General features: G+C 70.3%; 22 protein-coding genes. 11 read left to right on the top strand and 11 right to left on the bottom strand.

From position 1 onward, the window contains the following. Window position 1 precedes the first annotated feature (1 nt). The 4 genes from manA to MTY59_RS02100 form a co-directional block, all read right to left on the bottom strand. Entirely contained in the window at window positions 2-1,228 is a 1,227-nt protein-coding gene (gene manA / locus MTY59_RS02085) for a mannose-6-phosphate isomerase, class I (RefSeq protein WP_221044205.1), read from the bottom strand. Window positions 1,229-1,236: 8 nt separating this feature from the next. Beyond that, on the bottom strand, window positions 1,237-2,337 hold the full coding sequence (locus tag MTY59_RS02090; RefSeq protein WP_221044206.1) for a TobH protein: 1,101 nt from the start codon (window positions 2,335-2,337) through the stop codon (window positions 1,237-1,239). Next, the gene (locus MTY59_RS02095; RefSeq protein WP_221044207.1) at window positions 2,334-3,731 is read right to left on the bottom strand and encodes a phosphomannomutase/phosphoglucomutase; all 1,398 of its coding nucleotides are present in this window, start codon (window positions 3,729-3,731) and stop codon (window positions 2,334-2,336) included. The genes MTY59_RS02090 and MTY59_RS02095 overlap by 4 nt, the downstream gene beginning before the upstream one ends. A 179-nt stretch (window positions 3,732-3,910) precedes the next feature. Beyond that, on the bottom strand, window positions 3,911-4,345 hold the full coding sequence (locus MTY59_RS02100) for a DUF3499 domain-containing protein (RefSeq protein ID WP_221044208.1): 435 nt from the start codon (window positions 4,343-4,345) through the stop codon (window positions 3,911-3,913). 188 nt (window positions 4,346-4,533) lie between these two features. Here MTY59_RS02100 and MTY59_RS02105 point away from each other — a divergent pair, with 188 nt between their 5' ends. Further along, window positions 4,534-4,956 (top strand): metallopeptidase family protein, encoded by a 423-nt coding sequence (locus MTY59_RS02105; protein WP_064877598.1) that lies wholly within the window; start codon window positions 4,534-4,536, stop codon window positions 4,954-4,956. 55 nt (window positions 4,957-5,011) lie between these two features. Here the strand turns inward: MTY59_RS02105 and MTY59_RS02110 are convergent, their stop codons facing one another. Further along, on the bottom strand, window positions 5,012-5,350 hold the full coding sequence (locus tag MTY59_RS02110; RefSeq protein WP_347881619.1) for a WhiB family transcriptional regulator: 339 nt from the start codon (window positions 5,348-5,350) through the stop codon (window positions 5,012-5,014). Window positions 5,351-5,739: 389 nt separating this feature from the next. On the opposite strand from MTY59_RS02110, the gene cofD reads away from it, so the two are divergent. From cofD to MTY59_RS02130, 4 genes are read left to right on the top strand one after another with little or no spacing between them, the layout of a single operon-like run. Then, window positions 5,740-6,741, top strand: a complete 1,002-nt coding sequence (gene cofD / locus MTY59_RS02115) for a 2-phospho-L-lactate transferase (RefSeq protein ID WP_221044209.1) — start codon at window positions 5,740-5,742, stop codon at window positions 6,739-6,741. Next, a complete protein-coding gene (locus tag MTY59_RS02120; protein WP_221044210.1) occupies window positions 6,738-8,090 on the top strand; it encodes a coenzyme F420-0:L-glutamate ligase in 1,353 nt (450 codons plus the stop codon). Before cofD ends, MTY59_RS02120 begins: the two co-directional genes overlap by 4 nt. Window positions 8,091-8,100: 10 nt before the next feature. Continuing rightward, complete coding sequence (locus tag MTY59_RS02125; protein ID WP_221044211.1) at window positions 8,101-9,687, top strand: Eco57I restriction-modification methylase domain-containing protein; 1,587 nt, start codon at window positions 8,101-8,103, stop codon at window positions 9,685-9,687. Beyond that, window positions 9,684-10,220: an NUDIX hydrolase gene (locus MTY59_RS02130; protein ID WP_221044212.1), complete on the top strand. Its 537-nt coding sequence runs from the start codon at window positions 9,684-9,686 to the stop codon at window positions 10,218-10,220. The genes MTY59_RS02125 and MTY59_RS02130 overlap by 4 nt, the downstream gene beginning before the upstream one ends. Before the next feature lie 83 nt (window positions 10,221-10,303). On the opposite strand, the gene manB is transcribed toward MTY59_RS02130, so the two are convergent. From manB to rfbD, 3 genes are read right to left on the bottom strand one after another with little or no spacing between them, the layout of a single operon-like run. After that, window positions 10,304-11,383 (bottom strand): mannose-1-phosphate guanylyltransferase, encoded by a 1,080-nt coding sequence (gene manB, locus MTY59_RS02135; protein ID WP_221044213.1) that lies wholly within the window; start codon window positions 11,381-11,383, stop codon window positions 10,304-10,306. A 1-nt stretch (window position 11,384) separates the two neighbouring features. After that, window positions 11,385-12,275 carry a glycosyltransferase family 2 protein gene (locus MTY59_RS02140; RefSeq protein WP_250160698.1) on the bottom strand — a complete coding sequence of 297 codons (891 nt, stop codon included), beginning with the start codon at window positions 12,273-12,275 and terminating at the stop codon, window positions 11,385-11,387. After that, on the bottom strand, window positions 12,268-13,173 hold the full coding sequence (gene rfbD, locus MTY59_RS02145) for a dTDP-4-dehydrorhamnose reductase (RefSeq protein WP_221044215.1): 906 nt from the start codon (window positions 13,171-13,173) through the stop codon (window positions 12,268-12,270). The genes MTY59_RS02140 and rfbD overlap by 8 nt, the downstream gene beginning before the upstream one ends. Before the next feature lie 98 nt (window positions 13,174-13,271). Here rfbD and MTY59_RS02150 point away from each other — a divergent pair, with 98 nt between their 5' ends. From MTY59_RS02150 to ctpC, 4 genes are all read left to right on the top strand, one after another. Further along, entirely contained in the window at window positions 13,272-14,744 is a 1,473-nt protein-coding gene (locus tag MTY59_RS02150; protein ID WP_221044216.1) for an LCP family protein, read from the top strand. Beyond that, complete coding sequence (locus MTY59_RS02155) at window positions 14,732-15,448, top strand: TIGR03089 family protein (protein ID WP_221044217.1); 717 nt, start codon at window positions 14,732-14,734, stop codon at window positions 15,446-15,448. The genes MTY59_RS02150 and MTY59_RS02155 overlap by 13 nt, the downstream gene beginning before the upstream one ends. Before the next feature lie 112 nt (window positions 15,449-15,560). Next, a complete protein-coding gene (locus MTY59_RS02160) occupies window positions 15,561-15,842 on the top strand; it encodes a DUF1490 family protein (RefSeq protein ID WP_064877588.1) in 282 nt (93 codons plus the stop codon). A gap of 10 nt (window positions 15,843-15,852) precedes the next feature. Then, on the top strand, window positions 15,853-18,084 hold the full coding sequence (gene ctpC, locus MTY59_RS02165) for a manganese-exporting P-type ATPase CtpC (protein ID WP_221044218.1): 2,232 nt from the start codon (window positions 15,853-15,855) through the stop codon (window positions 18,082-18,084). A 4-nt stretch (window positions 18,085-18,088) separates the two neighbouring features. Here the strand turns inward: ctpC and MTY59_RS02170 are convergent, their stop codons facing one another. Further along, window positions 18,089-18,745: a cation diffusion facilitator family transporter gene (locus MTY59_RS02170; protein WP_221044219.1), complete on the bottom strand. Its 657-nt coding sequence runs from the start codon at window positions 18,743-18,745 to the stop codon at window positions 18,089-18,091. Window positions 18,746-18,883: 138 nt separating this feature from the next. Between MTY59_RS02170 and MTY59_RS02175 the strand changes: the two genes are divergently transcribed. Then, complete coding sequence (locus MTY59_RS02175) at window positions 18,884-19,801, top strand: class I SAM-dependent methyltransferase (protein WP_221044220.1); 918 nt, start codon at window positions 18,884-18,886, stop codon at window positions 19,799-19,801. Between the two features lie 15 nt (window positions 19,802-19,816). Beyond that, on the top strand, window positions 19,817-21,010 hold the full coding sequence (locus tag MTY59_RS02180; protein WP_221044221.1) for a CoA transferase: 1,194 nt from the start codon (window positions 19,817-19,819) through the stop codon (window positions 21,008-21,010). Window positions 21,011-21,013: 3 nt separating this feature from the next. On the opposite strand, the gene MTY59_RS02185 is transcribed toward MTY59_RS02180, so the two are convergent. Both MTY59_RS02185 and pstS read right to left on the bottom strand, forming a co-directional pair. Continuing rightward, window positions 21,014-22,996 carry a serine/threonine-protein kinase PknD gene (locus MTY59_RS02185; protein WP_221044222.1) on the bottom strand — a complete coding sequence of 661 codons (1,983 nt, stop codon included), beginning with the start codon at window positions 22,994-22,996 and terminating at the stop codon, window positions 21,014-21,016. Between the two features lie 21 nt (window positions 22,997-23,017). Further along, the gene (gene pstS, locus MTY59_RS02190; RefSeq protein WP_221044223.1) at window positions 23,018-24,109 is read right to left on the bottom strand and encodes a phosphate ABC transporter substrate-binding protein PstS; all 1,092 of its coding nucleotides are present in this window, start codon (window positions 24,107-24,109) and stop codon (window positions 23,018-23,020) included. Window positions 24,110-24,263 lie beyond the last annotated feature (154 nt).

Here is a 24,263-nt window from a genome sequence, read left to right on the forward strand (position 1 = left end):
CTCACAGCCCAACCGTCGCCCTGAACAGCTTGGTGGGTTCGTGCGCGACCAGCCGGATCGGGGCGTCGTCGGCGGCCACCCACGCGGCCATCCCCCGCTTCAGCGTCAGCGACCCGGACTTGCCGCACACCGTCGTGGAACCCTGGCTGCACAACAGGATCTGCGGACCGTCGTGGCTGCACGTCGCGTCCACCTCGTGGCCGACGTACTCGTCGTCGAGCTCCAGCAGCGCGACGGCGAACTCGTCGGCCTTGGTCTCATAGATCAGCCCGAAGCCCTCGCGACGGATGCGCGGCCGCAGCTGCTCCTCGGTGGTGGGGGTGAAGTCCAGCACCCGCAACAGCTCGGGCACGTCGACGTGCTTCGGGGTCAGGCCGCCACGTAACACGTTGTCAGAGTTGGCCATCACTTCCACCGCGAAGCCCCGCAGGTAGGTGTGCAGGTTGCCGGCGGAGACGAAGATGGCCTCGCCGGGCGCCAGGCTGACGCGGTTCAGCAGCAGTGCCGCCAGCACGCCCGCGTCACCGGGATAGCGTTCGCCGAGCTCGAGCACCGTCTTGGCCTCGGCGGCGAATTCGGTTGCCCCCGAACTGAGGTAGGCGATGGCGCCGTCCAGCACGGCCGTCACCAGCACGTCGATGTCGGGCTGCGGGGCGGTGATCCAGGTGGTGAACAGCGCGCGCAGACCGTCGGCGTCGGACTGGTCGTTCAGCAGATCGATGTAGGGGTCGAGGTCGGAGACGGCCAGGGCCCGCAACAACTCGACGGTGCGCGAGGCCTGCCGGAATCCGGCCAGCGCCTCGAACGGGTGCAGCGCGACCAGCAGCTCGGGCTTGTGCGACATGTCGCGGTAGTTGCGCACCGGCGAGTTCAGCGGGATGCCGACCCGCTCCTCGCGCATGTAGCCCTCGGCCGCCTGCGCGGCGCTCGGGTGGGCCTGCAGGGACAGCGGCTCGTCGGCGGCCAGCACCTTCACCAGGAACGGCAACACGTCGCCGAAGCGCGCCCGCGACACCGGTCCGAGCTGTCCCTCCGGGTCCTCGCCGAGCGCCTCGAGCAACGTGATTTCGCCGTTGTCCGTCTCCAGCCACGCCGGATCGCCGGGGTGCGCCCCGAACCAGAGCTCCGCCTCGGGGTGCGCCGCCGGCACCGGACGCTCGGTGAATTCGGCGATGGCAGTACGCGAACCCCAGGCGTACGTTCTCAAGGCACCGCGAAGCAGTTCCACTGTTGTATCTATCCCCGCACCAGTCGCATATAAACCGCGGCCATTTCCAGCCGGACGGCCAATACTGCCAGTTGCTGCTCGGGGCTACCGGGGCCCCCCAGCGCCGGCGAAACGCCGTAGCCGGCCGCGCCGCCGGGCCCGTCGGGGACATCCTCGGCGGCGAGCAGGTAGACGTTGTCCAGCCCGGCGGTCCGGGCGGCCACGGCCGCCTGGTCGGCCGCCAGAACGACGGCCAGCACCCGCAACCGCGCCGGCAGCGGGCCGTCGATCTCTTCGTCGTGAAACAGGGCGGCGTCGGGATCCTCGAAGCCGTCCGACGCCGCGCCGTGCAGCGCCACCAGCGCGTCCGACAGCCCGGTAGCCGGGGTCACCTGGTTCGCGACCCGCAACAGCACCGAGCTGCCGTGCCGGGCCAGAGCCAACGTCGCGGCGCCGTCGCCCGCCAGCGCCACCTGACGCTCGGCGATACGCGCGGCCAGCAGCTTGGCCGGATTGGTGAAAAGCTCGCGGGCGGCGCTGTTACGCAGCGCCTCGGCGTCCAGCTCATCGGCGAGCAACCCCAGGTGGACGGCCGGTCGCGGATCCAGGGCGTGCACCACGGCCAGTCCGGCCGCCAGATACCGGCACAGCCCGAATTCGTCGGGAACCGACAGCCGGGGCGCCAGTACCGCCGCGCGCCCGGCGGTGGCGTCTCGCAGCGGGCCTTCATAGGGCGCCGTCACCACCACCCGGGCGCCGCGGCGCAACCCGGTGTCGGCCGCTGCGGCCAGCGCGGGATCGCCCGCGTCGCCGCCCGCGACGACCAGCACATCGAGCGGACCCACCCACGGCGGTGCCTCGTTGGCGACAGTGAAGGGCTGGGAAGCGGTTCCACCCATGGTCGCGGCCAGCATCGTTCCGGCGGTCTCGGCGGTTCCGCGGCCGGCCACCCAGATGATGCTGCGCGGACGGTCGTCGGCGCGCAGCGGATCCAGCGCACCCTCGGCGACCGCGGTGGCGATCGCCCGCACCTGGGCACCGGCCGACGACGCGGCGCGCAGCAGGCCGTCGCGGTCGGCGCCCAGCAGGCCCTCGGTGTCCTCGAGATCGATCGCCTGGGTGGCGTTCACGGCGCGGCCCTCACGCCAGCCGTCATCGCGGTGATCTCGGCACTGATCTGGGCGACCACCGCGGTCACGTCCTCGGCCGTGCGGGCCTCCACGTTCAGCCGCAGCAACGGCTCGGTATTGGAGCTGCGCAGGTTGAACCAGCTGCCGTCGCCCAGGTCGGCCGTCACCCCGTCGACGTGGTCGAGGGAGTGAATCCGGGTGCCGAACGACTTCAGCACCGCCTCGGTGCACTGCCCGGCGTCGGAGACGGTGAAGTTGATTTCGCCGGACGATTCGTAGCGCTGGTAGTCCGCGGTCACCTCGGACAGCGGGCGATCCTGCTCGCCGAGGGCGGCCAGCACGTACAACGCCGCCAGCATCCCGGAGTCGGCGCCCCAGAAGTCGCGGAAGTAGTAGTGCGCCGAATGCTCACCGCCGAAGATGGCGCCGGTGTCGGCCATCAGCGCCTTGATATACGAGTGGCCCACCCGGGACCGCAGCGGAGTGCCGCCGCGCTCGGCGACGAGTTCGGGCACCGCGCGCGAGGTGATCACGTTGTGGATGATCGTCGCGCCGATCTCCCGGCCCAGCTCGCGGGCGGCCACCAGACTGGTCACCGTCGACGGCGACACGGCGTTGCCGCGTTCGTCGACCACGAAGCAGCGGTCGGCGTCGCCGTCGAAGGCCAGCCCGATGTCGGCGCCGGTCTTGCGCACATAGGCCTGCAGGTCCACCAGGTTGGCGGGGTCCAGCGGGTTGGCCTCGTGATTCGGAAACGAGCCGTCGAGCTCGAAGTACAACGGCTCCAACGTGATCGAGCCGATCGGGCCGAGCACGGCGGGCGTGGTCAGACCGGCCATGCCGTTGCCGGCGTCCACGGCCACCCGCAGCGGGCGCAGCCCGGAGGTGTTCACCAGCGAGCGCAGGAACTGGCCGTAGTCGGCCAGCACGTCGCGATCGCTCACGCTGCCCGGTTCCCCGTTGTAAACCTCGACGCCGGCGATCACGTCCTCGGCGACAAGGCGCAGGCCGGTCTCGGCTCCGACCGGTTTGGCCCCCGCCCGGCACAGCTTGATGCCGTTGTAGGCCGCCGGGTTGTGGCTCGCGGTGAACATGGCGCCGGGGCAGTCCAGCAGCCCGGAGGCGAAGTAGAGCTGATCGGTGGACGCCAGGCCGATGCGCACCACGTCCAGTCCCTGGCCGATCACGCCGGCCGCGAACGCGGCGGCCAGCGTGGGCGAACTGTCGCGCATGTCGTGGCCGATCACGACCTGGCCGGCGCCCTCGCCGCGCACGAGTTTGGCGAACGCTGCGCCGAGATCGGTGACCAGCGGCTGGTCGAGCTCTTCGCCGACTAGCCCACGCACGTCGTAAGCCTTGACGACACGGTGGACAGTCGCGGCGGGCCGAGACATGCGGGACTCCTGACGACGTGAACTCTTGGCCGTCAGCCTATCGGGCTACGGAGAACTCGAGCCCTCGCGGTGCGTGGGGATTTCACGTCCGGCCGGTCAGGGCCACCATTGCCACCCGCATGGCTCGTGGCGATCGCAAGCGCGGCGCAGCCGGGCGCAGCGGGTCGCCACCATCTGGACTAGTCGCTGGGATCGGGCAACACACGCAGGTGTCCGCGGCGCCGTCCGGAGCGATGCTCGGGCGGTGCCAGCACGCTGCTGCTGGGCGCGGTGGCCTGGGACCCGCCGTGATGGATGTGCGCGTCGGCGAAGCCGTTCACCGGCGTCGCCGCGTACGGCGCACCGCGATCGCCGCCCTCGCGCACCGCGTCGGCCAGGGCGACCAGGTCGTCCTCGTCGGGATGGGTGGGCAGCGGGCCGGCATGGCGCACCAGCTCCCACCCGCGGGGCGCGGTGATCCGGCCGGCATGGTTGACGCACAAGTCCCAGGAATGCGGTTCCCGCGCGGTCGCCAACGGACCGACGACTGCCGTCGAGTCCGAATAGACGAACGTCAGGGTCGCCACGGCGTAGTGCGGGCACCCGGGCCGGCAACAGCGACGGGGAACGTTCACGGTCGAAAGGCTATCGTGCGCAAACGCCGCCGAAGCGCCGGACACGCGCAACTGGCCGGCCCTCGATGTGCAACCGTTACCATCGGCGCGTGGGTGATTCGCGCAGCTCCCCGCGAAGAGATCGGTTTTCCGACGGTTCGGCTCCGCGCCGCACCGCTACCCATCGACTCTTCCGCAGGGGCCGCGATATGCGCGGCCCGCTGTTGCCCCCGACCGTGCCGGGGTGGCGCAGCCGCGCGGAGCGGTTCGACATGGCGGTGCTGGAGGCCTACGAACCCATCGAGCGGAGCTGGCAGGACCGGCTGACCGAACTGGACGTGGCGGTCGACGAGATTCCGCGCATCTCGGCCAAGGATCCCGAGAGTGTGCAGTGGCCACCCGAGGTGATCGCCGATGGGCCGATCCCGCTGGCCCGGTTGATCCCGGCCGGCGTCGACATCCGCGGCAACTCCACGCGGGCGCGAATTGTGTTGTTCCGCAAGCCAATTGAGCGACGGGCTAAAGACACCGTCGAACTCGGCGACCTGCTGCACGAAATCCTGGTGGCCCAGGTCGCCATCTACCTCGACGTTGAGCCGTCGGTCATCGATCCGACGATCGACGACGAATAACTTCTCGTTGCGCGTTGGACGATGAGGGCTCAACGCGCGTTGCGATCAGCGTGCGTCAGATTATGCCGCGCTTGAGGCGACGGCGCTCGCGTTCGGACAAACCGCCCCAGATTCCGAAGCGCTCGTCGTGCTCGAGGGCGTACTCGAGGCACTCATGACGCACCTCGCAACCCAGGCAGATCTTCTTCGCCTCGCGGGTGGAACCACCCTTCTCCGGGAAGAAGGCCTCGGGGTCGGTCTGGGCGCACAGCGCGCGGTCCTGCCACTGGTCGGCGGCCGGGTCCGGCAAGGGCTCGGGCTCGAAAGCCATTGGCGCATCAGGGACCACGGTCAGATGCGGCCGAGCGGGGCGGTCCAGCGCCGGGTCGATGTCGGTGTGCGGCGTGCTCGCCATGGCGCCTCGAAACGTTTCGTAAGACATACGGTCGTCCGCCTCCTCAGCTTGATTGAGAGAGAGTGATTGGTTTCCCACTGTTCTGATGTACAGACAATTCGAACAAGTGATCGAATCTCGGTCTGCGACACCGGAGTCGGCCGGCCAACCGGGAAATGACACTGTTGTGATTAGACACGGGTTGACCTGCCTGGTCAAGCACTTCGGCGCATTTCCATACCATCTCGTGATCGAATTTCGGCGTTTCTGTTGTGTTGGGCCTTCGGCGTGTCGATCACAGGGCCCTCAACTGTCCCACAAGTTGTCCACAACCGCTGGGGAACCGCAACTTTGAGGCACCCCCAATGGGCCCGTCACAGCACCGCGGCCGGGCAGTACTGTCGTGCAATGTGAAGGTCACCGTTCTGGTCGGTGGGGTTGGCGGCGCCCGCTTCCTGCTGGGGGTTCAACAGCTGTTCGGGCTCGGTCAATTTCAATCGCAGCGGCGTCCGGACGCGGCGGCCGGCAGTCACGAGCTGACGGCGATCGTCAACATTGGCGATGACGCCTGGATCCACGGACTGCGAGTCTGCCCCGATTTGGACACCTGCATGTACACCTTAGGTGGAGGTGTAGATCCGGTGCGAGGGTGGGGGCACCGCGACGAAACTTGGCACGCCAAAGAGGAATTGGCGCGCTACGGCGTGCAGCCCGATTGGTTCGGACTCGGCGACCGTGACCTGGGCACCCACCTGGTGCGCACCCAGATGCTCAACGCCGGCTACCCCCTCTCGCAGATCACCACCGCGCTGTGCGACCGCTGGCAACCCGGCGCGCGGCTGCTGCCCGCCAGCGATGATCGGTGCGAGACCCACGTGGTGATAACCGATCCCGACGACGGCGGCCGGCGGGCCATCCACTTCCAGGAGTGGTGGGTCCGCTACCGGGCCCAGGTGCCCACGCACAGCTTCGCCTTCGTCGGCGCCGAAAAGGCGGCCGCCACAACTGATGCCACGGCGGCCATCGCGGACGCCGACGTGATACTGCTGGCGCCGTCGAACCCGGTGGTGAGCGTCGGCGCCATCCTGGCCGTGCCCGGCATTCGCGGCGCGTTGCGCGCGGCGCGCGCACCGATCGTCGGCTACTCGCCGATCATCGGTGGAAAGCCATTGCGCGGCATGGCCGATGCCTGCCTGTCCGTGATCGGGGTCAAGTCGACCGCCGAGGCGGTCGGCCGGCACTACGGCGCGCGGCGCGACACCGGCATCCTGGACGGCTGGCTGGTGAGCGAGGACGACCGCGCCGACATCGACGGCGTCGAGGTGCGCTCGGTGCCGCTGGTGATGACCGACCCGGCAGCGACGGCCGAGATGGTCCGGGCCGGGCTGGACCTGGCGGGGGTAAGCCCATGACCGCTGTGCCCGGCGAGCACGGCAGCGCCGCCGCCATCGAAATCCTGCCCGTCGCCGGGCTGCCCGAGTTCCGGCCCGGCGACGATCTGGGCGCGGCCGTCGCCGCGGCCGCGCCGTGGCTGCGCGACGGTGACGTCGTCGTGGTCACCAGCAAGGCGGTGTCCAAGTGTGAGGGCCGGCTGGTGCCGGCGCCGCGGGATCCCGAGGAGCGCGACGCACTGCGGCGCAAGCTGGTTGACGACGAAGCCGTCCGGGTGCTCGCCCGCAAGGGCCGAACCCTGATCACCGAGAACCGGATCGGCCTGGTGCAGGCCGCCGCGGGCGTGGACGGATCCAACGTCGGCCGTGACGAACTGGCGCTGCTGCCGGTCGACCCGGACGGCAGCGCCGCGGCGTTGCGCGCCGGGCTGGGCGAGCGGCTCGGCGTCGAGGTCGCCGTGGTCATCACCGACACAATGGGGCGCGCCTGGCGCAACGGCCAGACCGACGCGGCCGTGGGCGCGTCGGGTCTGGCTGTGCTGCACGGCTATTCGGGGGCCGTCGATCAGCACGGCAACGAGCTGCTGGTCACCGAGGTCGCGATCGCCGACGAGATCGCCGCGGCGGCCGATCTGGTCAAGGGCAAACTGACCGCGATGCCGGTGGCGGTGCTGCGCGGCCTGTCCGTGACCGACGACGGCTCCACGGCGCGGCAGTTGCTGCGACCCGGCACCGAGGACCTGTTCTGGCTCGGCACCGCCGAGGCCCTGGAGATGGGCCGCCGCGAGGCGCAGCTGCTGCGCCGATCGGTGCGCCGGTTCAGCGCCGAGCCGGTGCCCGCCGATCTGCTGGAGGCCGCCGTCGCCGAGGCGCTGACCGCACCGGCGCCGCACCACACCCGCCCGGTGCGGTTCGTCTGGCTGCGTACCCCGGCCACCCGGACCCGGCTGCTGGACCGCATGAAGGACAAGTGGCGCGCCGACCTCGCCGGTGACGGCCGGCCCGCCGACTCCATCGACCGCCGGGTAGCGCGCGGCCAGATCCTCTACGACGCACCCGAAGTCGTCATCCCGTTCCTGGTGCCCGACGGCGCCCACACCTATCCCGACGTGGCCCGCGCCGACGCCGAGCACACCATGTTCACCGTCGCGGTCGGCGCGGCCGTGCAGGCCCTGCTGGTCGCGCTCGCGGTGCGCGGGCTGGGCAGCTGCTGGATCGGCTCGACGATCTTCGCCGCCGACCTGGTACGCGCCGAGCTCGAACTGCCCGCCGACTGGGAACCCTTGGGCGCCATCGCCATCGGCTATGCCGCCGAACCGGCCGGGCCGCGCGATCCGGCAGACCCCGGTGATCTGCTGATCCGCAAGTGATACTGAGCCCATGAAGTTCGCGGGCAAGGCGGCGGCCTCGGCCGACAAGGTCCGCGGCGGCTACTACACCCCCGCGCCGGTGGCCCGCTTCCTGGCCGCCTGGGTCCGCGCGGCGGGACCCAAGATCGTGGAACCGTCCTGCGGCGACGGCGCCATCCTGCGCGAGCTGACCCGCCTCACCGACCAGGTCCGGGGCGTCGAGCTGATCGCCGACGAGGCGGCCAAGTCCCGCCGGTTCGCGCCCGTGGACGCCGAAAGCCTGTTCGCCTGGCTCGCCACCGCCGAGGTCGGCGGCTGGGACGGGGTCGCCGGCAACCCGCCCTACATCCGGTTCGGCAACTGGTCGTCGCAGCAGCGCGATCCGGCGCTGGAACTGATGCGACGCGAGGGTCTGCGCCCCACCCGGCTGACCAATGCCTGGGTCCCGTTCGTGGTGGCGAGCACCGTGCTGGCGCGCGACGGCGGACGGGTGGGACTGGTGCTGCCGGCCGAGCTGCTACAGGTCGGCTACGCCGCGCAGCTGCGCGACTTCCTGCTGAGCCGGTTCCGCGAGATCACCCTGCTGACCTTCGAACGGCTGGTGTTCGACGGCATCCTGCAGGAGGTCGTGTTGTTCTGCGGTGTCGTCGGCACCGGCCCCGCGCGCATCCGCACCGTCCACCTCGGGGACGCCGACGCCCTTGCCGGGGCGGACCTGGATGTCGAATCGGCGCCGGCGCTGCTGCACGAAGACGAGAAGTGGACCAAGTACTTTCTGGACCCCGCGGCGATCCGGCTGCTGCGGGGGCTCAGAAGCTCGGGCAGCCTGACCCGGCTCGGGTCGGTCGCCGACGTCGACGTCGGCATCGTGACGGGACGCAACGCCTTCTTCACGTTCACCGACGCCCAGGCCGACGAACTGGGGTTGCGGCAGCACTGCGTCCCGCTCGTCTCGCGCAGCGCCCAGCTGTCCGGGCTGGTCTACGACACCGACTGCCGCGCAAGCGATCTCGCCGCCGGGCAGCGCAGCTGGCTGCTCAACGCGCCGGCTGAACCGGCCGACCCGGCGTTAGAAGCGCACATCCGCGCGGGTGAAGCCGCGGGGGTGCACCGCGGCTACAAGTGCTCGCTGCGCAAGCCGTGGTGGGTCACGCCGTCGCTGTGGGTGCCCGACCTGTTCCTGCTGCGCCAGATCCACCGGGCGCCGCGGCTGACCGTCAACGCCGCCGCGGCCACCAGCACCGACACCGTGCACCGGGTGCGCCTCACCGCCCGCTCCGATGCCCGGGTCGAACCTGCCGCGCTGGCCGCCGCCTTCCACAACAGCGTGACGTTCGCCTTCGCCGAGATCATGGGCCGCAGCTACGGCGGCGGCGTCCTGGAGCTCGAGCCCCGCGAGGCCGAGCGGCTGCCCATCCCCCCGCCGGCGCACGCCGATGCCGAACTCGCCCGCGATGTGGACCTGCTGCTGAAGGCCAACGAGATCGAGAAGGCGCTCGACGTCGTCGACCGCCACGTGCTGATCGACGGCCTGGGCTTGCCCGCCGACGCGGTGGCGGACTGCCGCGCGGCGTGGGCGTCATTGCGGGATCGGCGGAAACGGCGGGGATCACGATGAGCGTTCGGGAATCGGCGATCGCCGTGCTGTCGGACTGGGAGCCCCCGGACCCGGCCCAGGATTCGCTGCGGCACGCCGTGCTGGCCTTCGTGCACGCCCGCGCCGACGCGTGCCTGCGCGAGTGCGTGCCCGGCCACGTCACCGCCTCGGCGCTGGTGCTCGACCACGCCGGGAGCGAGGTGCTGCTGACCCTGCATCGGCGCCTGGGCCGGTGGGTGCAGCTGGGCGGCCATTGCGACGATGACGATGCCGACGTCCTCGCGGCCGCGCTGCGCGAGGCCACCGAGGAGTCCGGGATCGACGGGCTGCGCATCGAGCCCCGCTTGACCGCGGTGCACGTGCATCCGGTGACCTGCTCGCTGGGCGTGCCGACCCGCCATCTGGATCTGCAGTTCGTCGCGCACGCGCCGGCCGGCGCGCAGATCGCGATCAGCGACGAGTCCGACGACCTGCGATGGTGGCCCGCCGACGCCCTGCCGGAGGGGACGGATCACGCGCTGGCCTATCTGGTCGCCCAGGCCACGCGCGCCTAGTCACCCGCCGAGGGTGCGGCCAGCTTCACATTCGACACCGACTGTGCGGCTGGGTTCACACTCGGCGAAAAAGGGCGGCGCGCCTAGACGTCCGACGAGTAGCGGATGCCGCCGTCGGGGATCGACACACCGGGCCACACCCGGGCGCCGCGCAACAACTCGCAGCGCGCCCCGATGTCCGCGCCGTCGCCGATCACGCCGTCGCGGATCAGCGCCCGCGGGCCGATGCGCGCGCCGAAGCCGATGATCGAGCGCTCGATCACGCTGCCGGCCTCGACCTTGACGCCGTCGAAGATCACCGCGCCGTCCAGCCGGACGCCCGGGCCGATCTCGGCGCCCCGCCCGACGACCGTGCCGCCGATCAGCACCGCGCCCGGCGACACCGCGGCGCCGTCGTGCACCCACTGCTCCCCGCGGTGGCCGTGCAGCGCCGGCGACGGCGCGATGCCGCGCACCAGATCCGCCGAGCCGCGGACGAAGTCCTCGGGCGTGCCCATGTCGCGCCAGTAGCTGGCGTCGACATAGCCGCACACCTTCACCCCGGGGTCGGACAGCAGCGCGGGGAACACCTCACGCTCCACCGAGGCCTCCCGGCCGCGCGGAATCCGGTCGATCACCTGGCGGGCGAAGACGTAGGTGCCCGCGTTGATCTGGTCTGTCGGCGGGTCCTGCGTCTTCTCCACGAAGGCGGTGACCCGGCCGTCGTCGTCGGTGGTCACGCAGCCGAACGCCCGCGGGTCGCCCACCCGCACCAGGTGCAGGGTGACGTCGGACTGCTGGGCGGAGTGGAAGTCGAGCATCTGGCCCAGGTCGGCCCCGGAGAGCACGTCGCCGTTGAACACCATCACGGTGTCGTGCCGCAGGTGCGCGGCGACGTTGGCGATGCCGCCACCGGTGCCCAGCGGGTGCTCCTCGGTGACGTATTCGATCTGCAGGCCCAACTTGGAGCCGTCGCCGAACTCCGCCTCGAACACCGCGGCCTGATACGACGTGCTGAGGATGACGTGCTCGATGCCGGCCGCGGCGACCCGCGACAGCAGATGCGTGAGGAACGGCAGCCCCGCGGTGGGCAGCATGGGCTTGGGTGCCGACAGGGTCAGCGGCCGCAGCCGGGTGCCCTTGCCGCCGACCAGGATCACCACATCGACTTCGGGAGTTGCCACCTCAGTGTCGCCCTTCTACCAGTTTCCGCCGTCCGGAGGCGCGCAGCGCGCTGCGCACCATCAGGCGGGACCGCACCGCGAGCGAGGCGCGCAGGGTCCAGCGCAGCGGGGCGCGCAACCAACCGGAATGCCGGTCGGCCAGGAACATATACGTGCTCTTGTGGTGGGCGGCCAGGTGGTTGGCCGGATCCCCGCCGGTGGAGTGGCCCTTGTGGTGCAGCACCTCCGCCGACGGCACATAGACGGACAGCCAGCCGGCCTTGCCGAGCCGGTCGCCGAGGTCGACGTCTTCCATGTACATGAAGTAGCGCTCGTCGAACCCGCCGATCTGCCCGAACGCCGATCGGCGCACCAGCAGGCAGGACCCGGACAGCCAGCCCACCGGCCGCTCGCTGGGCTCCAGCCGCTCCTGGCGGTACGCCGCCGACCACGGGTTGCGCTTCCAGAACGGCCCGACGACCGCGTGCATGCCGCCGCGGATCAGGCTGGGCAGGTGCCGCGCCGACGGATACACCGACCCGTCGGGGTCGCGGACCAGCGGGCCCAGCGCGCCGGCGCGCGGCCAGCGCGACGCGGCGTCCAGCAGCGCGTCGATGCTGCCCGGGCCCCACTGCACGTCCGGGTTGGCGACGATGACCCAGTCGTCGTCGCGGTCCAGCTGTGCGACGGCGCGATTCACCGCGGTCCCGTAGCCGAGGTTGGCTCCGGTGCGGAACAGCCGCACGTTGGGATAGCGCTCGACGGCCGCCTCGGGGGTGCCGTCGGTGGAGCCGTTGTCGGCCAGCAGCACGCACACCTCTCGCTCGGTGGCCAGCGACAGCGAGGCCAGGAAGCGCTCCAGGTGCGGGCCCGGTGAGTAGGTCACCGTCACGACCGGCAGGACGTCAGTCACGCGTAGAGGGTAACGGTCGATCGGCCGCCACAGCGCCATCGGCGGCGGCCAGGGCCGCGACAATCGCAGGGCGCCAAGGCCTCAGTGGCCGCATCCCCGCCGCCACGGACTGGCCGCTGGACAGCGCGGAGTAGGCCGGCCGGGGCGCGGGGCGGGGGAAGTGGTCGGTGGTGACCGGTCGCACCCGCTCCGGATCGGCGCCGCACTCCTCGAAGACGGCGCGGGCCTGTTCGAACCGCGAGCAGGCGCCCTCATTGGCGGCGTGCAGGATCGGACCGGGCACACCGGAGTCGACGATCTGCAGCAGCGCGGCGGCCAGGTCACCGACGTAGGTCGGGGAGCCGGTCTGGTCGTTCACCACGTCCACCGGACCGTCCCCGGCGGCCAGCCGGCGCATGACGGCGACGAAGTCCTTGCCGGTGCCGCCGGTGTAGACCCAGGCGGTGCGGACCACGACCGCCTGCGGCAGCGCCGCGAGCACGGCCCGCTCCCCCGCGACCTTGCTGCGGGCGTACACACCCTGCGGCGCGGTTTGATCGGTGGGTTCGTACGGCCGGGGCGCCGCGCCGCCGAAGTCCCCGTTGAACACGTAGTCAGTGGAGACGTGGACCAGCTGCGCGCCGGCCCGCGCGCAGGCGCGGGCGATGTGGCCGGGCCCGGTTTCGTTGACCGCGAACGCGCCGGCCTCGTCGCTCTCGGCGCCGTCGACGTTGGTGTAGGCCGCGCAGTTGATCACCACGTCGCCGGGCCGCACGATCCGCTCGGCGGCCGCGGGGTCGGTGATGTCCCACTGCGACGACGTGAACGACACGGCGTCGCGGCCCTGACTTGCGGTTAGCGAGGTCAAATAGCCGCCCAGCTGCCCACCGGCGCCGGTGATCACGATCCTGCCTGACATGGTTCGAGTTTGGCATGGCCCGAAATCCAGGGGCCAAGCCCGGGGCGCGCGGGGCTTCGTTACCCGTGAAGCCCCTGTGTCGCAAGTAATGTAGTGGGATGCCTGTGCAACGTGTGGTTCGTGTGATTGCCACCGCGCTGACGCTCGCGGTCGTCCTCGGCACTGGGATCGCGTGGAGCAATGTCCGGTCTTTCGAAGACGGAATCTTTCACATGTCCGCGCCATCACTGGGCAAGGGCGGCGACGACGGCGCGATCGACATCCTGCTCGTCGGGCTGGACAGCCGCACCGACGCGCACGGCAACCCGTTGTCGCAGGAGGAGCTGGACACGCTGAAGGCCGGGGACGAGGAAGCCACCAACACCGACACGATCATCCTGATCCGCATCCCCAACAACGGGAAGTCGGCCACCGCGATCTCGATCCCGCGCGACTCCTACGTGGCCGCCCCGGGCCTGGGCAAGACCAAGATCAACGGCGTCTACGGCCAGACCCGGGAGGCCAAGCGCACCGCCCTGGTCAAGGCCGGCGCGTCGGCTACCGAGGCGGCGGCCCAGGGCACCCAGGCCGGCCGCGAGGCGCTGATCAAGACCGTCGCCGACCTCACCGGCGTCACCGTCGACCACTACGCCGAGATCGGCCTGCTCGGCTTCTCGCTGATCACCGACGCCCTCGGCGGCGTCGACGTCTGCCTCAAGGAGCCGGTGTTCGAACCCCTTTCGGGCGCCGACTTCCCGGCCGGCCCGCAGCGACTCAACGGCCCCGAGGCGCTCAGCTTCGTGCGCCAGCGCCATGAGCTGCCGCGCGGCGACCTGGACCGGGTGGTGCGCCAGCAGGTGGTGATGGCCTCGCTGGCCCACCGGGTGATCTCGGGCCAGACGCTGTCCAGCCCCACCACGGTCAAGCGGCTGGAGGCCGCCGTTCAGCGCTCGGTGGTGATCTCCGCGGGCTGGGACGTCATGGATTTCGTGCAGCAGATGCAGAAGCTGGCCGGCGGCAACGTCGCCTTCGCCACCATCCCGGTGCTCGACGGCGCCGGCTGGAGCGACGACGGCATGCAGAGCGTGGTGCGGCTGGATCCGCATCAGGTCGCCGACTGGGTGGGCGGCCTGCTGCACGACCAGGAGCAGGGCAAGACCGAGGAGATCGCGTACACCCCGGCGAAGACCACCGCCAGCGTGCTCAACGACACCGACATCAACGGCCTGGCCTCGGCCGTGTCAGACGTGTTGAGCGCCAAGGGCTTTGCCACGGGTACCGTGGGCAACAACGAGAGCGGGCACGTCAAGGCCAGCCAGGTGCGCGCCGCGAAGAGCGACGACCTGGGGGCAAGGGAGGTCTCCAAGGAATTGGGTGGGCTGCCGGTGATCGCCGACACCTCGCTGGCGCCGGGTGCGGTGCGGGTGGTGCTGGCAAACGACTACAGCGGTCCGGGCTCGGGCCTGTCCGGCGACGCGACGATCATGCCCGCGAAGGTGTCCACCGCCGGCGCGGTGTCGGCGGACCCCAAGGTCCCCCCGCCCTCGCCGATCCTGACCGCCGGCTCCGACAAGCCGGAGTGCATCAACTGATCACGCTGAGCGGGGCCATCCTCGATCCGATGCTGCGGGCCGATCCGGTGGGCCCGCGCATCACCTACTACGACGACGCGACCGGCGAGCGCATCGAACTGTCCGGTGTGACGCTGGCCAACTGGGCCGCCAAGACGGGCAACCTGCTGCGCGACGAGCTGGGCGCCGGACCGGGCAGCCGGGTGGCCATCCTGTTGCCCGCGCACTGGCAGACGGCGGCCGTGCTGTTCGGGGTGTGGTGGATCGGCGCCGAGGCGGTGCTGGCGGGCCCGGCCGACCTGGCGCTGTGCACGGCGCAGCGACTGGACGAGGCCGACGACGCGGTGGCCGGCGGCGAGGTGGCGGTGCTGTCGCTGGATCCGTTCGGCCGGCCCGCACCCGACCTGCCGATCGGCGTGACGGACTACGCGACCGCGGTGCGGGTGCATGGCGATCAGATCGTGCCCGAATCGAACCCGGGGCCGGCGCTGGGCGGGCGATCGGTCGACGAGGTGCTGGCCGACTGCCAAAGCGCGGCGGCCGCAAGGGGTTTGACGTCGGGCGATCGAGTGCTGTCCGGCGCGTCGTGGTCGGGGCCCGCCGAATTGGTGGACGGGCTGCTGGCGATCATGGCCGTCGGCGGCTCGCTCGTGCAGGTGGCCAACGCCGACCCGGCCGGCCAAGAGCGCCGCATCGAGACCGAGAAAGTCACCCGGGTGCTGTAAACCTTGCCGGCCCGGCACCAGCACGCCGCGATACATATTGATATCGCTATATTTCGATGTTAACGTCGTGCAAGCATGGGCTTAACGCTGAGACGATAGGAAGGTTGCGGCAATGGCGGTGTACGGGCTCCTGGCGAAGGCGGCAGGCACGGTGGTCACCGGGTTGGTCGGCGTGACCGCCTACGAGGTGGTGCGCAAGGCCGCGGCCAAGGCGCCGCTGCACGAGACCGCGGTCAAGGGCGCCGAGCTAGGACTGCGCGGCACCCGCAAGGCCGAGGAGGCCGCCGAGTCGGCGCGCCTCAAGCTGGCCGACGTCATGGCCGAGGCCCGCGAGCGCATCGGCGAGGAGGCGCCCACCCCCTCGATCGCCGACACCCACGACCACGAGCACTGATCGAAGCGATATGGACCTCGCCCTAGTCCCCGACATCACAGACGAGGCGCGAACCGAAGACCCTGCGCTGCAAGTCATTTCGGATGCGGCCGGACGCATCCGAGTCGCCGTCGACTGGGTGCGCGCCAACTCCCGGCGTGCGGTCGCGGTCGAAGAGGCCGTCGCCAAGTGTGAGGGCGTGCGCGTGGTGCACGCCTACCCGCGCACCGGATCGGTCGTCATCTGGTACTCGCCGCGGCGCTGCGACCGCTCCGCGGTGCTGGCCGCCATCGGCGAGGCGGCCCACGTCGCCGCCGAGCTGATCCCGGCCCGCGCGCCGCACTCCTCGGAGATCCGCAACGCCGACGTGCTGCGCATGGTCATCGGCGGCGCCGCGCTGGCCCTGCTCGGGGTGCGCCGCTACGTCTTCGCGCGCCCACCGCTGCTGGGACCCAGCGGCCGGGTGTTCGCCACCGGAGTCACCGTGTTCACCGGCTACCCCTTCCTGCGCGGCGCGCTGCGCTCGTTGCGTTCCGGCAAGGCCGGCACCGACGCGCTGGTCTCGGCGGCGACGGTGGCCAGCCTGGTGCTGCGGGAGAACGTCGTCGCGCTGACCGTGCTGTGGTTGCTCAATATTGGTGAGTACCTTCAGGATCTGACACTGCGCCGGACCCGCCGCGCCATCTCCGAACTGCTACGCGGCAGCCAGGACACCGCCTGGATCCGGCTCGCGGACGGCGCCGAGGCGGGAACCGAGGTCCAGGTGCCGATCGATACCGTGCAGATCGGCGACGAGGTGGTGGTCCACGACCACGTCGCCATCCCGGTCGACGGCGAGGTGGTCGACGGCGAGGCGATCGTCAACCAGTCCGCGATCACCGGCGAGAATCTGCCGGTCAGCGTCGTGGTCGGCGCGCACGTGCACGCCGGTTCGGTGGTGGTGCGCGGACGCCTGGTGGTGCGCGCCCAGGCCGTCGGCAACCAGACCACCATCGGCCGCATCATCACCCGGGTCGAGGAGGCTCAGCACGACCGGGCGCCGATCCAGACGGTCGGCGAAAACTTCTCCCGCCGTTTCGTTCCCACCTCGTTCATCGTCTCTGCCATCACGCTGGCGATCACCGGGGACGTCCGCCGGGCGATGACCATGCTGCTCATCGCCTGCCCGTGCGCGGTGGGCCTGGCCACCCCGACCGCGATCAGCGCGGCGATCGGCAACGGCGCGCGCCGCGGCATCCTGATCAAGGGCGGCTCGCACCTCGAGCAGGCCGGCCGGGTGGACGCGATCGTGTTCGACAAGACCGGCACGCTGACCGTCGGACGCCCGGTGGTCACCAATATCATTGCGTTGCACAAGGATTGGCAGCCTGAACAGGTGCTGGCGTATGCGGCCAGCTCGGAGATCCACTCCCGGCACCCGCTGGCCGAGGCGGTGATCCGGTCCACCGAGGAACGCCACATCACCATCCCGCCGCACGAGGAGTGCGAGGTCCTGGTGGGCCTGGGAATGCGGACCTGGGCTGATGGCCGGACCCTGCTGCTGGGCAGCCCCGGGCTGCTGCGCGCCGAAAACGTGCGGGTGTCCAAGAAGGCGTCGCAGTGGGTGGACCGGCTGCGCCGCCAGGCCGAGACCCCGCTGCTGCTCGCCGTCGACGGCAAGTTGGTCGGCTTGATCAGCCTGCGCGACGAGGTGCGCCCCGAGGCCTCTGACGTGCTGAACAAGCTGCGCGGCAACGGTATTCGCCGCATCGTCATGCTCACCGGCGATCACCCGGACATCGCCGAGGTGGTGGCCGGCGAGCTCGGGATCGACGAATGGCGTGCCGAGGTGATGCCGGAGGACAAGCTCGCGGCGGTGCGCGACCTGCAGGATGAGGGCTACACCGTCGGCATGGTCGGTGACGGCATCAACGACGCGCCAGCGCTGGCCGCCGCCGACATCGGGATCGCGATGGGGCTGGCGGGAACCGACGTCGCCGTCGAGACCGCTGACGTGGCGCTGGCCAACGACGACCTGCACCGGCTGCTCGACGTGCGCGACCTGGGTGCCCGCGCGGTCGACGTCATCCAGGAGAACTACGGCATGTCCATCGCCGTCAACGCCGCCGGGCTGATCATCGGCGCGGGCGGCGCACTGTCCCCCGTGCTGGCCGCGATCCTGCACAACGCATCGTCGGTGGCGGTGGTGGCCAACAGCTCGCGGCTGATCCGCTACCGGCTGGACGCGCCCCGCGGCGCGGCCAACGGCGAGCGCGCCGGCTGAAAAGTCAGCAGCCGCAATCCTCGCCGCGCCAGGCGCGCACACCCTGCCAGCCCGCGACGCCGGCGATGGCCAGCCCGACGGCCGGGTCGACCCACCACGCGCCGGACCACAGCGCCGTCATCGCGAGGCCGACCAGCACCCCGGCCGCCTGGGCGGCGCACAGATAGTTCTGGATCCCCTCGGCCTCGGTGGCTCCCGACCCCAACCGGGTGCCCAACCGGTGGTTGGCCCGCCCCAGCACCGGCATGAGCACCAGCGCGAGGGCGGTCAGCCCGATGCCGATCACCGACGTCTCGGCGTGGTGCGCACCCGCCAGGTCGCGCACGGATTCGGCGGCGATGTACGGGGCGGTCAGCCAGAACGACACCGCGACGCCGCGTTGCGCGCGCCGCTCCGCGGTGGCGGAGGAGGCGCGTGTCCCGCTGAATCGCCACACCACCATGGCGCTGGCCAGCGCCTCCGATGCGCCGCCCAGGGCCCACCCGGTCAGGGCGACCGAGCCGACCGCGAATCCCTGCCACAGCCCGACGACGCCCTCGACGAGCACCACGGCCAGGCTGACCCAGGCCAGCCGCCGCGCCCACCCGGCGCCGCGCCGCCAGTCGGCGTCGTGCGCCGCGCCGCCCCGGCACTCGTGCTGGATGGCAACCGAAGTGGTCATGGCGCGAGGCTAGCGGCGCCGCGGCGGGGCCCGTGGCCGCAACGCCCGGCCGTGACCGATCTGTGTCGCACCTCGCGCCGCGACACCCGGCGCTGGTAGTTATGGTGGCTAACCAGTAGACCGGAAGGGATTTCCGCCATGGCGCGCACCGATGACGACACCTGGGACCTGGCGACCAGCGTGGGAGCGACCGCCACCATGGTGGCCGCCGGGCGGGCCCGGGCCACCCTGGACGGGCTGATCGACGACCGGTTCGCCGAGCCGCTGGTGCGCGCGGTCGGCGTGGACTTCATGACCCGGTGGGCCGCCGGCGAGCTCGCCTCCGCCGACGTCGACGAGCCGGGCGCCCCGTGGGGCATGCAACGCATGACCGACATGATGGCCGCCCGCACCTGTTACATCGACGCGTTCTTCGCCGAGGCGGGTGCCGCGGGCATCGACCAGGTCGTCATCCTGGCGTCCGGCCTGGACGCGCGCGCCTACCGGTTGCCGTGGGCGCCGGGCACCACGGTGTTCGAGATCGACCAGCCGCAGGTTTTGGAGTTCAAGGCGGCGACCATCGCCGAGCTCGGTGCCGAGCCCACCGCCGAGGTGCGCGACGTTCCGATCGACCTGCGCCACGACTGGCCGTCGGCGCTGCGGCAGGCCGGCTTCGACACCGGGCGGCCCGCCGCCTGGGCGGCCGAGGGCCTGGTCGGCTTCCTGCCGCCCGAGGCTCAGGATCGGTTGCTGGACAACGTCACCGCCCTGTCGGCCGACGGCAGCCAGCTGGTGGCCGAGGTCTTCGCGAACACCGGGATCAACGGGGACGCGCTGAATGCCGCGAGCGAGAAGTGGCGACGCAACGGCCTCGACATCGCGCTGGGCGAGCTGGGCTTCCCCGGCGAGCGCAACGACGTGGCGACCTACCTGCAGCAGCTGGGCTGGCAGCCGGTCCGCACCCCGCTGAACCAGATGCTGGCCAACAACGGCCTTCCGCTGCAGTCGACCGACCCCGATGCACCCTTCGCCCAGAATTACTACTGCACCGCGGTGCTGCACCGGTCGGGTTCCTAGGGGAAGGCAAACACGATGCCGAACAGCAAGCCCGCCAAGCCACTTGACGGATTCCGGGTGCTCGACTTCACCCAGAACATCGCCGGGCCGATGGCCGGCCAGGTGCTGGCCGATCTGGGTGCCGAGGTGATCAAAATCGAGGCGCCCGTCGGCGAGGCGGCCCGGCACATCACCGCGGTCCTGCCCGGGCGCCCGCCGCTGGCCACGCTGTTCCTCCCCCACAATCGGGGCAAGAAGTCGGTGATGGCAGACCTGCGCAGCGACGACGCCAAACAGCAGATCCTGCGGCTGGTCGATACGGCCGACGTTGTGCTGGAAGGGTTTCGGCCCGGGGTGATGGAACGCATGGGCCTGGGCCCCGACGAACTGCAATCCCGCAACCCCAGACTCATCTACGCGCGCCTGTCCGCCTACGGCGGCAACGGCCCGGAGGGCAGCCGCCCGGGTGTCGACCTGATGGTCGCCGCCGAATCGGGCATGACCACCGGAATGCCCACGCCCACCGGCAAACCCCAGATCATCCCGTTCCAGCTCGTCGACGCCGCCAGCGGTCACGTGCTGGCCCAGGCCGTGCTGGCCGCGCTGCTCAACCGGGAACGCCACGGGGTGGCCGACGTGGTGCGGGTCGCCATGTATGACGTCGCGGTCAGCCTGCAGGCCAGCCAGCTGACCATCCACCTGAACAAGCCGAGCGAGGCCCCGAAGCCGGACGCGGCGCCTAAGCCCAAGAAGCGCAAGGGTGTCGGCTTCGCCACCCAACCGTCGGACGCCTTCAAGGCCGCCGACGGCTACCTGGTGATCAGCGCGTACGTGCCCAAGCACTGGGACAAGCTGTGCGAAATCATCGGCCGGCCCGACATGCGCGACGACGAGCGGTTCGTCGACCAGCGCGCGCGGGCACTGAACTATCCGGAGCTCACCGAGGAACTCGAGAAGGCCCTGGCCGCCAAGACCGCGGACGAATGGGTGCAGTTGCTCCAGGAGGGCGGCCTGATGGCCTGCCACGCCTACACCTGGAAGCAGGTGGTCGGCACCGCGCTGTTCGCCGAGAACGAACTCGCCCTGCCGGTCGGCGCCGGCGCGGACGAGGTCACGGTAATCCGCACTCCGGCACGCTATTCCAGCTTCGACGCCGCGGCCGCCGAACCCCCGCCCGCCCTCGGCCAGCACACCGAGGAATACCTGGGCGCACCGCAGCCCGCGCCGTAGGCGTCACGGCCTCAGCTTGACCACCCGGTCGTTGCCGCGGTCTGCGACGTAGACGTTCCCCGCGTTGTCCACCGTTACGTCCAACGGAGTGTTGAGGCCGGTGAAATTCAGCTCCGACGGGGTGTTCGACCCCGCGGCCAACTTCATCACCTTGTTGCTGTCGTGTTCGGTGACGTAGACGTTGCCCGCACCGTCGACCGCGATACCCCATGGAACCGAGACCCCGGTGAACGGCAGCACGGTCTGGGCGGTCGCCCCGGCCGCCAACTCCAGCACCCGGTTGTTGTCGGTGTCGGTGACATAAACGTTGCCGGCGGTGTCCACCGCCACCCCATCGGGGTTCTTGAGTCCGGTGAACGGCAGCACGTCCTGGGTGCTGGACCCGGACGCCAACTTCACCACCCTGCTGTTGCCCCGGTCGGCGACGTAGACGCTGTTCTGGGTGTCCACCGCGACACCTTCGGGGTAGTTGAGACCCGAAAACGGGAGCACGGTCTGACTGTTCGACCCCGCCGCCAACTTCACCACCCGGTTGTTGAAGTCGGCGACGTACACGGCGCCGGCGCTATCCACGGCCAGGCCCTGAGGTTGGTACAGGCCGGTGAACGGCAGCACCGTGGCAGTGCTGGACCCGGACGCCAACTCCACCACCCGCCCGTACATGCCCTGGTTGGTGACGAACACGTCGCCGGCCTTGTTCAGCGCCACCCCGCCGGGCGACAGGCGGAAGTCGATGCCGTTGAACGGCAGCACCGTTTGTCCCGACGCCGGCGTCGAGGGCTGCGTGGACAGGTAACCGATGACCGCCACGACGAAGGCGACGAGAGCGACGAGAGCGACGGCGCCGACAATGATCCACTGCCTTCGCTTGCCGTCGTTCGGCACAACGGGACGCCTGAAGTCCGGTCCGGGCCCCTGAGCGTGCCCGGACCCGGTAGGCGCCGCGCGGATCATCGAGGGCCCCGGGCCGGATCGGCCGCTGCTGGCACCGGTTACACCCGCGGGCAGCGGACCCGCCACGGTATCGGCGGCGGGCGACGGGACCGAAGGGTCCGATGCGCGTACCGAACGATGATCGTTTGCGTTCGGGTGCATGATCGCGCTTTCCCCGTCGCGCAGAATCGTGTTGGCCTGCAGCTGCTGGGCTCCGGTCAGTGCATCGTTGGCGGCGGCGGCAAGCTCACCGGCGCTGCGGTAGCGCTCCTCGGGGCTCTTGGCCATGCCCCGGGCGATCACCTCGTCCAGCGCCGCCGGAATGCTCCCCGGTCGTAGTTGGCTGGGGCGCGGGGCGGGCTCCGTCAAGTGCGCGGCAACCGCCCGTTCGATGCTGGTGGTCCGATACGGCGGCGACCCGGTCAAACATTCGAGCAACACGCACGTCAGCGAATAGATATCAGCGCGATAGGTGACCTCGTGGTCGGTGAACCGCTCCGGGGCCATGTAGTGGTAACTGCCCATTGCGACGCCGGTCTGGGTCAGCTGCGGGTCGGCGGCGGCGCGGGCGATACCGAAATCCACCAGATAAGCGAAATCATCGCGCGTGATGAGGATGTTCTCCGGCTTGACGTCCCGGTGGGTCACTCCGCTGGAGTGGGCGGCATCCAGTGCGGCGGCGACCTGGCGCACGATGGCCACCGCGCGCGGCGGGCTCAACGCGCCGAACCGTTTCAGCAGCGTGGACAGGTCGATTCCGTCGATCAGGCGCATGTCCAGATACAGCAGGCCGTCGATCTCGCCGTAGTCGTGGATGGGCACCACGTGTGGCTCGGTCAGCCGGCCCGCCGCGTCTGCCTCGCGCTGCATCCTCGCCCGAAACATCGGGTCGCCGGAGAATTGCGGCGATATCAGCTTCAACGCCACCACCCGATGTTTTCGGGTGTCCTCCGCCTCGTAGACCTCACCCATGCCACCGCGGCCCAGCAGCCGCAGCAGCCGGTAAGGCCCGAACTGCGACCCCACCCGCGTATCCGGCTCGCTTTGCCTCACCGCCGAGCTCCCTTCATCCGATCAAGCAATCGCGTTCACCGCTGTCGCCAGTTTCGATTGGAACGAGCTCGGCAGCGGAATGGATCCGTACTGGTCCAGCCCGTCCTGGCCCGGGCCGATCGCGGCCTGCATAAATGCCTTTACGGCCACACCGGTCGCGGCATCCGGGTATTTCGAGCAGACGATCTCGTACGTCGGCTCCACGATCGGGTAGGCACCCGATTGCGTCGGCTTATAGAACGACGAAGTGTCCAGCACCAAGTCGTTGCCCTGGCCCTTGAACCGGGCCCCGCCGATTGTCTTGCCGACCGAGTCGGAGGTGATCGACACCGGATCCGGACCCGCCGAGGTGATGATCTGGGCCATGCTCAGCTGTTTGCCCACCGCGAACGACCACTCGTTGTAGGTGATCGACCCGTCGGTGCTCTGCACCGCTCCCGACGAGCCCTCGTCCCCGACGGCCCCGTCACCGACGCCGCCGTTGAACTTCTCGCCGTCGCCTTTGCCCCAGGCGCCGTTGGACGCGGCGTCGAGATATTGCTGGAAGTTGGCCGAGTTGGCGGACTTGTCGCTGCGGTAGATGACGTGAATCGGCACTGATGGCAGGTTGATGCCCCCGTTGAGGCCCTTGATCGCCGGGTCATCCCATTTGGTGATGCCGCCGTTGAAAATCTTTGCCAATGTCGGCGCATCGAGTTTCAGCGGATTGACGCCGTTGAGGTTGTAGGTGACCGCGATCGGTTCGAACACCGCCGGTAGGTCCCAGGCCGGCGAGCCACAGCGCGCCGTAGCTCGTTCGGGCTCACCCTTCGACGGGTCCAGCGCCACGCCGGATCCCGCGAGATCCGTCACGTTGCTGACGAAATCATCAACGCCTTTTCCCGAGCCGTTTGCGTTGTAGTCCAGCGTGTAACCGGGGCAGGCACGGACATACGCATAGACGAATTGCGATATCGCGTTCTCTTGCGCGGTCGCGCCGCTGGCGTGCAGGACCTTCTTGCCGCCGCACTGCACCGCCGACGCCGAGGTGCCGGAATCGCCGCCGCACCCCGATACCACCAGTGCGCACGCGGTCAGCAGGCTGAGCGTGCTCACACCTCGGTTGAATCTCACGGAACTCCTCTGAAGATTCTCCGGACCCAATACTCACTCTGCCACCGAAGCGGACCGTAGCGGCGCGCTTCGCTACCCGATGCGTAGCGGTTACCGAACTAGTGAACAAACCGTGAATCTACAAACGTAGCTGTACAAAATTTGTAGAGCTGAG

The sequence above is a fragment of the Mycobacterium senriense genome (assembly GCF_019668465.1).
Taxonomy (GTDB): Bacteria; Actinomycetota; Actinomycetes; order Mycobacteriales; family Mycobacteriaceae; genus Mycobacterium; species Mycobacterium senriense.

Coding starts and splice junctions, on each gene's coding strand:
- MTY59_RS02125 (WP_221044211.1), top strand. CDS start 8,101: ATGAAGTTCGCGGGCAAGGCGGCGGCCTCGGCCGACAAGGTCCGCGGC.
- MTY59_RS02120 (WP_221044210.1), top strand. CDS start 6,738: ATGACCGCTGTGCCCGGCGAGCACGGCAGCGCCGCCGCCATCGAAATC.
- MTY59_RS02095 (WP_221044207.1), bottom strand. CDS start 3,731: ATGTCTCGGCCCGCCGCGACTGTCCACCGTGTCGTCAAGGCTTACGAC.
- rfbD (WP_221044215.1), bottom strand. CDS start 13,173: ATGTCAGGCAGGATCGTGATCACCGGCGCCGGTGGGCAGCTGGGCGGC.
- MTY59_RS02110 (WP_347881619.1), bottom strand. CDS start 5,350: ATGGCGAGCACGCCGCACACCGACATCGACCCGGCGCTGGACCGCCCC.
- MTY59_RS02130 (WP_221044212.1), top strand. CDS start 9,684: ATGAGCGTTCGGGAATCGGCGATCGCCGTGCTGTCGGACTGGGAGCCC.
- MTY59_RS02150 (WP_221044216.1), top strand. CDS start 13,272: ATGCCTGTGCAACGTGTGGTTCGTGTGATTGCCACCGCGCTGACGCTC.
- MTY59_RS02175 (WP_221044220.1), top strand. CDS start 18,884: ATGGCGCGCACCGATGACGACACCTGGGACCTGGCGACCAGCGTGGGA.
- ctpC (WP_221044218.1), top strand. CDS start 15,853: ATGGACCTCGCCCTAGTCCCCGACATCACAGACGAGGCGCGAACCGAA.
- MTY59_RS02160 (WP_064877588.1), top strand. CDS start 15,561: ATGGCGGTGTACGGGCTCCTGGCGAAGGCGGCAGGCACGGTGGTCACC.
- MTY59_RS02180 (WP_221044221.1), top strand. CDS start 19,817: ATGCCGAACAGCAAGCCCGCCAAGCCACTTGACGGATTCCGGGTGCTC.
- MTY59_RS02105 (WP_064877598.1), top strand. CDS start 4,534: ATGCGCGGCCCGCTGTTGCCCCCGACCGTGCCGGGGTGGCGCAGCCGC.
- MTY59_RS02170 (WP_221044219.1), bottom strand. CDS start 18,745: ATGACCACTTCGGTTGCCATCCAGCACGAGTGCCGGGGCGGCGCGGCG.